Source organism: Nocardiopsis sp. LDBS0036 (assembly GCF_041228755.1).
GTDB lineage: Bacteria > Actinomycetota > Actinomycetes > Streptosporangiales > Streptosporangiaceae > Nocardiopsis > Nocardiopsis dassonvillei.
Window position 1 is genome coordinate 5,851,461 of record NZ_CP141103.1, and the last position, 13,027, is coordinate 5,864,487.

Below are 13,027 nucleotides of genomic sequence, written 5' to 3' on the forward strand. Positions count from 1 at the left end.
TGCCGGTCGCGCACTCCGGCCGCCCTTTTCCCGCGTGTCCCGGACATTTCCGGTGACGGTTTCCGGACGCTTTTACGGCGACATTTTTCGGACCGAATCCAAACCGATGTCACGGCGCTCCACGAAGGTCATTGACGCTCGTCGTCGTCCGTTGGTAAACAACCACCAACCCCCAGGTGGCGTGCCACCGACCCACGATCCTCTGACAGGAGGGGCCGCACATGAACGCCCACCACCCTCCCCCCGGTTCCCCCGTGCGCCGCACCGTCCCTCCCCACGCCCCTTCCACCGGCGCGTTCCCGCGCCGGGCCCCGCGCCGTACCGCCGCCACGGCCGCCGCGCTGCTCCTCCTGGCGGGCACCGCCGCGGCCCCCGCCGCCGCGGACACCTCCGACGGCCAGACCCTCAGCATCGCCACCTCCCAGCAGGTGGACTCCTTCAACCCCTTCACCGCGCAGCTCGCGATCACCACCAACGTCCTGCGCCACGTCTACGACTCCCTCGTCACGGTCGACCCCCAGACGAACCAGCCCGCCCCCTCCCTCGCCGAGTCCTGGGAGTCCAGCGACGACGGCCTCACCTGGACCTTCCACCTGCGCGAGGGCGTCCGGTTCTCCGACGACGAGCCCCTGACCGCCGACGACGTGGTCTGGACCTTCACCACCATGATGGAGAACGAGGCCGCGGCCGTCGCCAACGGCAACTACGTCTCCGGCTTCGACACGGTCACCGCCGAGGACGACCACACCGTGGTCATCGAACTCGACGAGCCGCAGGCCACCATGACCTCCCTCAACGTCCCGATCGTCCCCAGGCACGTCTGGGAGCCGATCCTGGAGCGCGAGGGCGACGCCTTCGCCGACTACGGCAACGAGGACTTCCCGACCGTCGGCAGCGGCCCCTTCGTCCTCACCGGCCACGACCGGGGCCGCTCCATCACCCTGGAGGCCAACCCCGACCACTGGCGCGGCGCACCCGCCTTCGAGCGGGTCGTCCTGCGCTACTACTCCGAGAAGGACGCCGCGGTGGAGGCGCTGCGCAGCGGTGAGGTCTCCCTGGTCTACGAACTCACCCAGGCGCAGGCCGCAGCGCTGGAGTCGGCGCAGGACGTCCGGGTCAACATCGCCGACGGCAAGCGCTTCCAGGCCTTCACCATCAACCCCGGCGCGGTCACCCAGGACGGGGAGGAGTTCGGCGACGGGCACCCCGCCCTCGCCGACCGCACCCTGCGCCAGGCCATCGTCATGGCCATCGACAACCAGGAGATCGTCGACAAGGCGCACGGCGGCGAGGCCGTGGCCGCGGGCGGCTACATCCCGCCCCGCTACGAGGACTTCCACTGGGCGCCCGAGGGCGAGGAGGCCGTCCTCGACTTCGACCCCGAGGCGGCCAACGCCATGCTCGACGAGGCCGGGTACGAGCGGGGTGAGGACGGCGTGCGCGTCTCACCCGAGGGCGACCGCCTCGAACTGCGGATGCACGTCCACCAGGACCGGCCCGACAACGTCAACACCGGGTTGGTCATCGTCGAGCGCCTGGCCGACATCGGCATCGAGGTGGAGAACCTCACCGTCGACCCCGGCGTGCTCAGCGACGCCCTCTTCGCGGGCGAGTACGACCTCATCTTCACCGGCTGGACGGTCAACCCCGACCCCGACTACGTGCTGAGCATCCACACCTGCGGCGCCCTGCCCACCGAGCCGGGCACCATGCAGGGCGACGCCTACTTCTGCGACGAGGAGTACGACGAGCTCTACGAGGCCCAGCTCGCCGAGTACGACCGCCAGGCCCGCGCGGAGATCATCCACCAGCTCCAGGAGGTCCTCTACCGCGAGGCCGTCGTGAACGTGCTGGCCTACCCCAACATCATGGAGGCCTACCGCACCGACCACATCGCCTCCATCCAGTACGAGCCCGCCGAGGGCGGCAACATCTGGGGACAGGACGGCTACTGGGCCTGGTGGTCGGCCGAACCCGCCGCCGAGCGGACCGCGGGCGCGGCCTCCGGTCCCTCCGCCGGGGTCTGGATCGGCGTCGGGGCCGTCGTGCTCGTCCTCGCCGCGGTCGGGGGCTTCCTGCTGCTGCGCCGACGTTCCACCATGGAGGACCGCGAGTGACCACTACTCCCACCGCCGCGGGAGGCCCGCCCGGGGAGGAGGCGATCACCGCCCCCTCCCCGGCCGAACCCGCCGGACCGGGCCGCGCCCGGCGCGCCGCGCGCTACGTGGCCGGACGCCTGACGACCGCGGTGGTCTCCCTGGCCGCCGTGGTCGTCGCCGGGTTCTTCCTCTTCCGGATCCTGCCCGGCGACCCCGTGCGCGCCATGACCGAGGGCCGCGAGGTCACCGCCGAGCAGCGCGAGGAGCTGCGCCGCCAGTTCGGGCTCGACCAGCCGCTGTGGCAGCAGTTCCTCGACTACGCGCTCGGCCTGCTGCGCCTCGACCTGGGTGAGTCCTTCCAGTACCACGAACCCGTCGCCGAACTCATCCTGGACCGGCTCGGCCCGACCATCCTGCTCGCCGGGACCGGCACGGTCATCGCCGCGCTGCTGGGCCTGTTCCTGGGCGCCCGGGCGGGCTGGAGGCCGGGCAGCCGCTCGGACCGGGCCAACACCGCCGTCGCCCTGTTCTTCTGGTCGGTGCCCACGTTCTGGCTCGGCCTGCTGCTCATCGTCTTCCTGGCCTCGGGGCGCGGGTTCGTGCCCGGCATGTTCCCGACCGGCGGCATGGTCGACCCCCGCACCGGCGGGGGCCTGGAGACCGTGCTGAACACCGCCTGGCACATGGTGCTGCCCGTCACCACCATGGTCGCGGTCATCTACGCCCAGTACCTGATGATCATGCGCTCCTCGCTCATGGACGAGAAGGGCGCCGACTACCTCACCACCGCGCGCGCCAAGGGCCTGCGCGACGCCTTGGTGCGGCGCAGGCACGCCGTGCCCAACGCCCTGCTGCCCACGGTGACGCTCCTGTTCCTCAACCTCGGACAGGTCGTGTCCGGGGTGATCCTCGTGGAGACCGTGTTCTCCTGGCCCGGCCTCGGACAGCTCTTCTACTCCGGCCTGCGCGTACCCGACCTCGGCCTCGTCCAGGGCCTGTTCGTGGTGTTCGCGGCCTCGGTGATCCTCATGAACCTGCTCGCCGACCTGGTGTACCCGCTGCTCGACCCCCGGGTGCGCCCGTGAACGCCCCCGCCGGGACGCCCGGCAGCCCGAGCGACGGGGAGAACGGCCCCTCCGCCCGGTCGGAGGGCGCCGCCACGGCGACCGCACCGCCCTCGCCCCGCGTCCTGGCCCGCAGACGCCGTCAGGAGGCCCTGCGCCGCTTCGCCCGCGAGTACGCCCGCAACCGGGCCGGGCTGGTCGGCCTGACCGCGCTGCTGGCCATCGGCGCCCTGGCCCTGACCGCGCCGCTCTTCGTCGACCAGGCCGACCTCACCGTCACCGGCGCGCCGGGCACCGCCTACGAGGAGCCCAGCGCGCGGTTCCCGCTCGGCACCGACAACTTCGGCCGCTCCATCCTGGACCTGGTCGTCTGGGGCTCACGGGTCTCGCTCACGGTGGGCTTCCTGGCCACGGCCGTCTCCGTGGTCCTGGGCACCCTGGTCGGGGTCACCGCCGGGCACTTCGGCGCCTCCGGCGGCCCCGCGGGGCGGTTCGTGTCCTCCGCGCTCATGCGCGTCACCGACTGGTTCCTGGTCCTGCCCACGCTCGTCCTGGCCGTCGCGCTGGCCGCCGTGCTGCCGCGCGGCACCGGAACCATCATCATCGCCATCGGCCTGACCGTCTGGCCCGCCACGGCGCGCCTGGTGCGCGCCCAGACCCTCGCGGTGGAGGCGCGCCCCTACGTGGAGCGGGCCCGCGCCCTGGGCGGCGGCCACGGCCACGTCATGCTCTGGCACGTCCTGCCCAACGTCATGCCGGTCGTGCTCGCCCAGACCACCCTGCTCGTGGCCACCTCGATCATCGCCGAGTCCACGCTGGCCTTCCTGGGCGTGGGAGACCCCACGACGATCTCCTGGGGAGGCATCCTGGACGCGGCCCGCAACGCGGGCGCGATCAGCTCCGGGATCTGGTGGTACATGGTTCCGCCCGGCCTGGCGATCGCCGTGGTCGCGCTGTCCTTCACACTGTGCGGCCGGGCCCTCGAATCCGTCATCAACCCGCGACTCCGGGAGCAGCGTTGACCTCCCTCCTCGACGTCCGCGACCTGCGCGTCACCTACCGCACGGGCGGCGGCGACATCCCCGCCGTGCGCGGCGTGGACCTGTCCCTGGACCCCGGTGACACCCTGGGCCTGGCGGGGGAGTCGGGCAGCGGCAAGTCCACCGTGGCCCTGGCCCTGCTGCGCCTGCTGCCCGAGACCGCGCGCATCTCCGGCGAGGTCCTGCTGGAGGGCGAGAACGTCCTGGACATGCGCTGGGGCCGCCTGCGCGCGGTCCGCTGGGCGGGCGCCTCCATCGTCTTCCAGGGCGCCATGCACTCGCTCAACCCGGTCCGGCGGATCGGACAGCAGATCGCCGAGCCGATGAGCGTGCACGGCACGGTCCCCGCGGCGGAGGCGCCCGCACGCGTCGGCGCACTGCTCGAACAGGTCGGCCTGCCCGCCTCCCGCGCCCGCGACTACCCCCACCAGCTGTCCGGCGGGCAGCGCCAGCGGGCCATGATCGCGATGGCGCTGGCCTGCGAGCCGCGCCTGGTCATCGCCGACGAGGCCACCACCGCCCTGGACGTGATGATCCAGGCCCAGATCCTGGCCCTGCTGCGGCGGCTCGTCGCCGAGCACGGCATCGGCATGCTGATGATCAGCCACGACCTGTCGGTCCTGGCCTCGACCTGCGACCGGGTCGCGGTCATGTACGCGGGCCGGGTCGTGGAGCAGGGACCGGCGCGGGAGGTCGTGCACGAACCCGCGCACCCCTACGCCGGCGCGCTCAGCGCCGCCTTCCCCCGCATCGGCGACCCGGCCTCGCGCCTGGCGCCCCGGGGCCTGCCCGGCGACCCGCCCGACCCGGCGGACCCGCCCTCGGGCTGCGTGTTCCGACCGCGCTGCGCGGTGGCCGAGACCGTGTGCTCCACGGTCGACCCGCCCCTGTGGCCGGTGGACCCCGACACCGAGGGCGCGTCCACCAGGCAGGCGGCGTGCGTGCACGTGGGCCCCGCCCGGCCGCTGACCGCCACCGGGGACGACGGGGGCCGTCCGTGACCGCGACCGCCGCACCCACCGAGGAGACGCGCCCGTGAGCACCACCGAGACCGACCCCCACGAGACACCGCCGACCCGCGGGGAGGAGTCGGTCCCCGTCCTGAGCGCCCGGGGGGTGGAGGTCGCCTTCGCGGCCGGGTTCGCCCCCGGCGGCGGCCGGGGCACCGCCCGCGCCGTGGACGGCGTCAACCTCGACGTCTCCGCGGGCGAGATCGTGGCGCTGGTGGGGGAGTCCGGCTGCGGCAAGACCACCCTGGCCCGCGTCCTGCTGGGCCTGGAGCGGCCCACGGGCGGTGACGTGGCCTTCGAGGGCGATCCGCTGCGCTACGGCTCCCGCGACATGCGCCGCTACCGCCGCCGGGTGCAACTGGTGCAGCAGGACCCCACCGGGTCGCTCAACCCGCGCCGCACCGTCTACGAGTCCGTGGCCGAGGGACTGCGCATCCACGAGGGCACCGTGTCCGACGAGGCCGAGCGGGTCGGCGCGGCGCTGTCCAAGGCGGGCCTGCGCCCGCCGGACCGGTTCTTCCCCCGCTACCCGCACGAGCTGTCGGGCGGCCAGCGCCAGCGCGTGGTGATCGCCGGTGCGCTCATCCTGGACCCCGAGGTGCTGGTGGCCGACGAGCCGGTGGCCTCCCTGGACGCGTCGGTGCGCGGCGAGATCCTGCGGCTGCTCCTGGACCTGCGCGCCGACCTGGGGCTGTCGGCCCTGGTGGCCACGCACGACCTGGGCCTGGCCTGGAACATCGCCGACCGGGTCGCGGTGATGTACCTGGGGCGCGTGGTGGAGTTGGGCACCGTGGAGGAGGTCCTGTCCGCTCCCGCCCACCCCTACACCCGGGCGCTGCTGTCGGTGCTGCCCGAGGCGGACGGGGAACCGGTGGTGCTCTCCGGCGAGCCGCCGGACCCCAAACGGGTGCCCCGGGGCTGCCGCTTCCACCCGCGCTGCCCGGTGCTGGCCTCCGGTGAGGCCGAACGCGCAGGGGTGGCCGACCGCTGCCGCACCGTGGACCCGGCGATCCTGGGGGGCGGCGCCGAACGGCGGGTGGCCTGCCACTGGGCGGCGGCCGACGCCGCCGGACGCGTGCGCGAGGGGGAACCGGCCTCCGGCTGAGGCGGCGCGAGGTCCCTCCGGCGCGCTGACCACGAACGTCTCCACGTCATTCCCTTCCATTCCCGCTTTCCGTGACCGTTTCCGGACAGGAGAGGAGAGTGATTCGTCCGGAATAGGGCTTTTATGGGGTCGGTTCGGGATCGACATGACGCACGAAACCCTCGTTTCCGACAGCCTGGCCCCCGCGCCCCGGCCCTCCCTCCTCACCACCGACCGCGACTTCTGGCAGGGACGGGAACTGGACCTGGACGCCTACCTGGCCCGCCTGGGCCTGTCCGGCGACCTGCCGCCCACGCTGGACACCCTGCGCGCCGTGCACCGCGCGCACCTGGCCGCCATCCCCTTCGAGAACCTCCAGATCGTCCTGGAGCGCCCCATCCTGCTGGACGTGCCCGCGCTGGTGGACAAGATGGTCCTCCGGGCCAGGGGCGGCTACTGCTACGAGCAGAACCTGCTGCTGGCGGCCGCGCTGGACCGGCTCGGCTTCTCCGTCACCGGCTTCGCCGCCCGCGTGCTCTCCGGCGGCACGGGCGCCCCGCGCCCGGCCACGCACGCCCTGCTGCGGGTGGACCTGGAGGAGGGGCCGTGGCTGGCCGACGTCGGCTTCGGCAGCGGCCTGCTGGAACCGGTCCCCTTCGCCGACGGGCACCAGGAGGTCCAGGGCGGGTGGGGCCTGCGCCTGGACCGCGTGTCCGAGGTGGGCGAGGACGAGTGGCTGCTGCGCTCCTTCGACGGTCGCGGGTGGAATCCGCTGTACTCCTTCTCCGCCACCGCGATGGTGCGCCAGGACTACGCCGTCTTCAGCCACCACCTGGTCACCCACCCGCGCTCCCCGTTCCGGGGCAGGCTGGTGGTCCAGCGCATCGGACCGGGTGCCCATCACATGCTGATGGACACCACCCTGACCACCGCCGCGCCCGACGGCACCCGCACGGAACGCGAGGTGCCCGTGGAAGAGGTGGGACAGGTGTTGCAGGAGGTGTTCGGCATCGGCCTTGACCAGGACGAACGGGCCGTCGTCGAGAAGCGCCTCCGGGAGTTCACCGGCATGTGAGAGGCATCACACAGCGGTGGGTGGGAGTGCGCCCACCCGCCGCGACGGCCGGTACCACCTGGCGTCCCGCCGCCCGGCCTCCCCACCCGTATCGGGAGTGTCCCGACACCAGCGGAGAGTCGTGGACAACACGCACGTTCGGCATGACGGCCGGATGGGCAGGATCCTCGGGGCGCCGCCCGGCGGAGGCGGCCGTTCGCGAGGGGACAGCCCATGGCCCACCACATGACCACGGAAGACGTCCACGAGTACATCAACGGCGTCTGCTTCAAGACCGGCCCTCCCGGCAAGGTCGGAGCCGAGACCGAATGGCTGGTCGCCGACTCCGCGGACCCGACCGCACCCGTTCCCGTCGACCGCCTCGCGGCCCTGGTGGAGTCCTGCGGCCCGCCGCCCTCGGGAAGCGGCGTCACCTTCGAACCCGGCGGACAGCTCGAACTCAGCTCGCCCGCCCTTCCGGGACCGGCCCGGGCGCACGCGGCGCTCTCCGCCGACCTGGACCACGTCGGCAAGGCCCTCGCCGAGGCCGGGCTCCACCTGGTCGAGACGGCCCTCGACCCCGCCCGCCCGCCCCGGCGCCAGCTCCGTGAAGCCCGCTACACGGCCATGGAGCGCTTCTTCGCCCACCACCGCCAGCCCAGCGGCTACACCATGATGTGCAGCACCGCCTCGCTCCAGGTGTGCCTGGACACGGGGGAGGACGCCGCCGACGTCCGCGACCGCTGGGAACTCGTCCACCGGCTCGGTCCGGTGCTCGTCGCCGCCTTCGCCAACTCCGCCGTCTGGCGGGGCCGCCCCACCGGGTGGAAGTCCACCCGCTGGGCGATCTGGGCGGCCACCGACGCCACCCGCACCCGGCCCGTCCTGGACGCGGGCAGCCCCGCCGACCCCGCCACGGCGTGGGCCGAGTACGCGCTGGCCGCCAGGGTCATGGCCGTCCCCGGAGGCGAGGGCCCCTGGACCCCCGACCCGGGCGTGACCTTCTCCCAGTGGCTCGACGGGCAGGGTCCGCGCCCGGCCACCCGGGCCGACCTGGAGTTCCACCTCAGCACTCTCTTCCCGCCCGTGCGCCCGCGCGGCTGGTGGGAACTGCGGATGATCGACGCGCTGCCCGTGCGCTGGTGGCCGGTCCCGGTGGCGCTCGCCGCCGCCCTGGTCGACGACCCCCGCGCCCGCGCCGCGGCCGAGGAGGCCACCGAGGAGCTGTGCGGGGGGCGCTCCCCCGACCGCCACCTGTGGCTGCGCTCGGCGCGCCTGGGCATGGCCGACCCCGACGTCGCCCGGTGCGCCCGCGCCTGCTTCGACGCCGCCATCGAGGCGCTGCCCCGCATGGGCGCCGCCTCCCTGGCCGCGTTGGTCGACGACTACGCCGACCACCACACGCGGCGCGGGCTCAGCCCCGCCGACACCCGGCCGACCGTGCCCGTACCGCGCCCGGCGCGGGGGGAGCGCGTACGGTCCGCGGCCGCGGGCCCCGGACACGTGGAAGGAGCACGGTGAACCACGAACAGGAGCGCGCCAAGGAGCGCATCGCCGCCGAACTCGACCGGGCGAGGGACCGCAGCAACGGGCTGACCCTCCACGCCCTCGACGAGGGGGAGCTGCTCGCCCAGCACTCGCCCCTGATGTCGCCGCTGGTCTGGGACCTGGCGCACGTGGGCAACTACGAGGAGCAGTGGCTGCTGCGCGCCGCGGGGGGCCGTGAGGCGCTGCGCCCCGACATCGACACCCTCTACGACGCCTTCGAGAACCCGCGCGCCGAACGGGTCAGCCTCCCGCTGCTGCGGCCCGAGGAGGCCCGCGACTACAACGCGCGCGTGCGCAGGGAGGTGCTCGACGCGCTGGAGTCCGCCGACCTCACCCGGGTGGAGACCGGCCCGGACGGCGAACGCTCCCTGCTGGACGCCGGGTTCGTCTTCCACATGGTCATCCAGCACGAGCACCAGCACGGCGAGACCATGCTCGCCACCCACCAGCTCCGCAAGGGCGAGCCCGTCCTGCTGGAGGAGGCCGCGCCCGTCACCGCGCTGCGCCCGCCGGTCCGGGACGAGGTGTTCGTGCCCGAGGGGCCGTTCACCATGGGCACCGACGACGACCCCTGGGCCTACGACAACGAGCGCCCCGCGCGCACCGTCGACCTGGGCCCCTACTGGATCGACACCGCCCTCGTGACCAACGCCGCCTACCAGGAGTTCATGGACGACGGCGGCTACCAGACCCGCCGCTGGTGGACCCGCGACGGCTGGGAGTGGAAGGAGAAGCGGGGAGCGGTCTCCCCTGCCTTCTGGACCCGGGAGGGGACCGGGTGGTCGCGCCGCCGGTTCGGCCGCCAGGAGATGGTGCCCCCCGACGAGCCCGTGCAGCACGTGTGCTTCCACGAGGCCCGGGCCTACGCCGCCTGGGCGGGCAAGCGCCTGCCGAGCGAGCCCGAGTGGGAGAAGGCCGCGCGCTTCGACCCGGTCAGCGGCCGGTCCCGGCGCTACCCGTGGGGAGACACCGATCCCGGACCCGGCCACGCCAACCTGGGCCAGCGCAGGCTGGGCCCCTCACCCGCCGGGCGCCACCCCGACGGCGCCTCGCCGCTGGGCGTCCAGCAGCTGGTCGGCGACGTGTGGGAGTGGACCTCCACCACCTTCACCGGCTACCCGGGGTTCCGCGCCTTCCCGTACGAGGACTACTCGGAGGTGTTCTTCGACGACGGGTACAAGGTGCTGCGGGGCGGCTCCTGGGCCACCCACCCCACCGCGGCCCGCGCCACGTTCCGCAACTGGGACCACCCGATCCGCCGGCAGATCTTCAGCGGTTTCCGCTGCGCGCGCGACGCGGAACCCGCCTGATGTGCCGGCACCTCGCCTACCTGGGGCCGCCGCGCACGCTGCACGACCTGCTGTACGCGGCGCCCCACTCACTGCACGTCCAGTCCTGGGCGCCGCGCATGCAGCGGTACGGCACCGTCAACGCCGACGGGTTCGGCGTCGGCTGGTACCCCCCGGAGGACGGCCCCGCCGAACCGCTGCGCTACCGCCGCGCCATGCCCGTCTGGGGTGACGCCTCCTTCGCCGACGCCGCCCGCGCCATCGCCTCCGGGTGCGTGGTGGCCGCCGTGCGCGACGCCACCGTCGGGTTCGGCTCGGAGGAGTCGGGCGCCCAGCCCTTCCGCGCCGACCGGCTGCTGTTCAGCCACAACGGCGCGGTGGAGGACGACGAGGCGCTCACCGCCGCGTTCGCCGCGCCCCCGCCACGCGGCGTACTGGACGCCCGCGCCCCCCTGGACTCCGCGCCGCTGTTCGCACACACCGTGCGACTGTGGCGCGACTCCCAGAACCTGTCCGAAACCCTGGCCACTGTGGTCCGCGAGGCCCGCAAGCACTCCGGGGGCCGCTACAACCTGCTGGCCAGCGACGGCCATACCCTCGCCGCCACCGCGGCCGGGGACACCCTGTTCACCCTGCGCGAGCCGGACGGCGGGGTCTTCCTGGCCTCCGAGCCCTTCGACGACGCCCCCGGATGGCGCGAGGTCCCCCAGGACTCGGTGGTCGCGGCCACGGGGGAGCGCACCGAGGTCCGCCCGATCGACTGACCGGCTCCGCCCAGCTTTCCGACACCACCTGTCCCGGGTACATCTTCGGGGACACAGGAGGCACCATGTTCCGGATTGACCGAAACCTGACCGCCGACGACCTCGACAAGGCGTTGCGCACCGACGTCGCCGAGGGTCTGACCGCGCGGCCCAAGCGGCTCCCGCCCAAGTGGTTCTACGACGAACGCGGCAGCTCCCTGTTCGAGGAGATCACCGCCCTGCCCGAGTACTACCCCACACGCGCCGAACGCGCGATCCTGGAGCTGCGGGCCGACGAGATCGCCGCCGCGGCGGGCGCCGAGGCGCTCATCGAGCTCGGCTCCGGATCGGGGGTCAAGACCCGCCTGCTCCTGGACGCGATGCGCCGCCAGGGCCGCCTGACCCGCTTCGTGCCCGTCGACGTCAGCGGTGACTTCCTCGACTCCTCCGCCCGCCGCGTGGCCGACGACTACCCCGGCCTGGACGTGCACGCCGTGGTCGGCGACTTCGAGGAGCACCTCGGGCTGCTGCCGGTCGGCGGGGAGGGCGGGCGCCAGTTGCTGGCCGTCCTGGGCTCCACCATCGGCAACCAGGAGCCGGGGCCGCGCGCGGCCTTCCTGCGCGACGTCCGCGGCGTCCTGCGCCCCGGGGACTCGCTGCTGCTGGGCGCGGACCTGGTCAAGGACCCCGCCCGCCTGGTCGCCGCCTACGACGACGCCCGGGGGGTCACCGCGGCCTTCAACCGCAACGTCCTCGCCGTCATCAACCACCGGCTCGGCGCCGACTTCGACCCGGACGCCTTCGACCACGTGGCGCGCTGGAACGCCGAGCGCGAGTGGATCGAGATGCGGCTGCGCTCCCGGGCCGCCCAGCGCGTGCGGATCGCCGACCTGGACCTGGAGGTCGAGTTCGCCCCCGGGGAGGAGACGCGCACCGAGGTCTCCGCCAAGTTCCGCAGGGAGGGGCTGACCGCGGAGCTGGAGGGGGCGGGGTTCGCCCCCACCCACTGGTGGACCGATCCCGCGGGGGACTTCGCGCTCACCCTGGCCGACGTCCGCTGACACCGAAGGGGCAGGTCCTGCCACGGGTGTCCGGTGGCGCTGCCCGGCCGCGCCCGCCGGAGAGGCGGCCCGGTCGGGCACGTCCGCCCACGTCGCGGGCCGGGCCGCGACGACCCGCCTCCCCGGCTCCGGTACGCTCGTGCCGTGTTCAAGGTAGGAGTTTTCGGCGCCGACGGGCGCATGGGGTCAGAGGTCGTCCGAGCGGTGCGGGGCGCCGACGACATGGAACTCGTCGCGGGGGTGGACGCCGCCAGCGACAGGGAGGCGGTGCTGGGGGCCGACTGCGTCGTCGACTTCACCCACCCCGACGCGGTGATGGACAACCTGGAGTGGCTCATCGGCCACGGGATCCACGCCGTCGTCGGCACCAGCGGGTTCGACGAGGCCAGGCTGGAGCGCGTGCGCCGGATGCAGGAGGCGAAGCCGGGGGCCAAGGTGCTCATCGCCCCCAACTTCGGCATCGCCGCCGTCCTGATGATGCACTTCGCGCGCAAGGCCGCGCCGTACTTCGACTCGACCGAGATCATCGAGCTGCACCACCCGAACAAGGCCGACGCCCCCAGCGGCACCGCCTACCGGACGGCCGAGCTGGTCGCCGAGGCCCGCCGCGCGGCCGGGACCGCGCCGATGCCCGACGCCACCACCTCCGAGATCCCCGGCGCCCGGGGCGCCGACGTGGAGGGCGTGCGGGTGCACGCGCTGCGCATCGCCGGGCTCATCGCCCACCAGGAGGTCGTGTTCGGCACCGACGGGGAGACCCTCAAGATCCGGCACGACTCGATGAACCGCGCCTCGTTCATGCCGGGCGTGCTGCTGGGCGTGCGCGGGGTGGACGGCCTCGCCGACCCCCTCACCGTGGGCCTGGACGCGCTCCTCGACCTGGACTAGCGGTCCGGCCCGAACCGTCGCCGACGGCGGGAGGCGCGGCCCCGACCCGCGTTGGTCCCGCACCTGTGGCCGGTGCCGGGCCCGAACCCCGCCACGGGTTCGAGACCACGCCGACGAGGGCGCTCTCCGGACGCCGCACGGGGGCCG

11 protein-coding genes are annotated in these 13,027 nt (G+C 73.9%); all 11 read left to right on the forward strand.

Features of this window, described 5'->3' with window-relative positions; all coding sequences use genetic code 11:
• Positions 1-221: 221 nt before the first annotated feature.
• The 11 genes from UIS43_RS24905 to dapB all read left to right on the forward strand — a co-directional run bounded on the left by UIS43_RS24905 (position 222) and on the right by dapB (position 12,880).
• Complete coding sequence (locus UIS43_RS24905) at positions 222-2,117, forward strand: ABC transporter substrate-binding protein (protein ID WP_358455300.1); 1,896 nt, start codon at positions 222-224, stop codon at positions 2,115-2,117.
• Positions 2,114-3,184, forward strand: coding sequence for an ABC transporter permease (locus UIS43_RS24910; RefSeq protein ID WP_117198372.1), 1,071 nt, complete (start codon positions 2,114-2,116; stop codon positions 3,182-3,184). The genes UIS43_RS24905 and UIS43_RS24910 overlap by 4 nt, the downstream gene beginning before the upstream one ends.
• Positions 3,181-4,185 carry an ABC transporter permease gene (locus UIS43_RS24915; protein ID WP_358455297.1) on the forward strand — a complete coding sequence of 335 codons (1,005 nt, stop codon included), beginning with the start codon at positions 3,181-3,183 and terminating at the stop codon, positions 4,183-4,185. The genes UIS43_RS24910 and UIS43_RS24915 overlap by 4 nt, the downstream gene beginning before the upstream one ends.
• Positions 4,182-5,204 (forward strand): ABC transporter ATP-binding protein, encoded by a 1,023-nt coding sequence (locus UIS43_RS24920; protein WP_013151687.1) that lies wholly within the window; start codon positions 4,182-4,184, stop codon positions 5,202-5,204. Before UIS43_RS24915 ends, UIS43_RS24920 begins: the two co-directional genes overlap by 4 nt.
• Before the next feature lie 34 nt (positions 5,205-5,238).
• Positions 5,239-6,318, forward strand: a complete 1,080-nt coding sequence (locus UIS43_RS24925; RefSeq protein ID WP_071621545.1) for an ABC transporter ATP-binding protein — start codon at positions 5,239-5,241, stop codon at positions 6,316-6,318.
• 145 nt (positions 6,319-6,463) lie between these two features.
• Positions 6,464-7,372 carry an arylamine N-acetyltransferase gene (locus UIS43_RS24930; RefSeq protein ID WP_013151689.1) on the forward strand — a complete coding sequence of 303 codons (909 nt, stop codon included), beginning with the start codon at positions 6,464-6,466 and terminating at the stop codon, positions 7,370-7,372.
• Between the two features lie 213 nt (positions 7,373-7,585).
• Positions 7,586-8,872, forward strand: coding sequence for an ergothioneine biosynthesis glutamate--cysteine ligase EgtA (gene egtA / locus UIS43_RS24935; protein ID WP_013151690.1), 1,287 nt, complete (start codon positions 7,586-7,588; stop codon positions 8,870-8,872).
• Complete coding sequence (gene egtB / locus UIS43_RS24940) at positions 8,869-10,209, forward strand: ergothioneine biosynthesis protein EgtB (RefSeq protein ID WP_071621548.1); 1,341 nt, start codon at positions 8,869-8,871, stop codon at positions 10,207-10,209. The genes egtA and egtB overlap by 4 nt, the downstream gene beginning before the upstream one ends.
• Positions 10,209-10,952 (forward strand): ergothioneine biosynthesis protein EgtC, encoded by a 744-nt coding sequence (gene egtC, locus UIS43_RS24945; protein WP_013151692.1) that lies wholly within the window; start codon positions 10,209-10,211, stop codon positions 10,950-10,952. The genes egtB and egtC overlap by 1 nt, the downstream gene beginning before the upstream one ends.
• A 65-nt stretch (positions 10,953-11,017) precedes the next feature.
• Positions 11,018-11,992 carry an L-histidine N(alpha)-methyltransferase gene (gene egtD / locus UIS43_RS24950; RefSeq protein WP_013151693.1) on the forward strand — a complete coding sequence of 325 codons (975 nt, stop codon included), beginning with the start codon at positions 11,018-11,020 and terminating at the stop codon, positions 11,990-11,992.
• A gap of 144 nt (positions 11,993-12,136) precedes the next feature.
• Complete coding sequence (dapB, locus tag UIS43_RS24955) at positions 12,137-12,880, forward strand: 4-hydroxy-tetrahydrodipicolinate reductase (RefSeq protein WP_013151694.1); 744 nt, start codon at positions 12,137-12,139, stop codon at positions 12,878-12,880.
• Positions 12,881-13,027: the final 147 nt, after the last annotated feature.

Coding starts and splice junctions, on each gene's coding strand:
- UIS43_RS24905 (WP_358455300.1), top strand. CDS start 222: ATGAACGCCCACCACCCTCCCCCCGGTTCCCCCGTGCGCCGCACCGTC.
- UIS43_RS24930 (WP_013151689.1), top strand. CDS start 6,464: ATGACGCACGAAACCCTCGTTTCCGACAGCCTGGCCCCCGCGCCCCGG.
- egtA (WP_013151690.1), top strand. CDS start 7,586: ATGGCCCACCACATGACCACGGAAGACGTCCACGAGTACATCAACGGC.
- egtC (WP_013151692.1), top strand. CDS start 10,209: ATGTGCCGGCACCTCGCCTACCTGGGGCCGCCGCGCACGCTGCACGAC.
- egtD (WP_013151693.1), top strand. CDS start 11,018: ATGTTCCGGATTGACCGAAACCTGACCGCCGACGACCTCGACAAGGCG.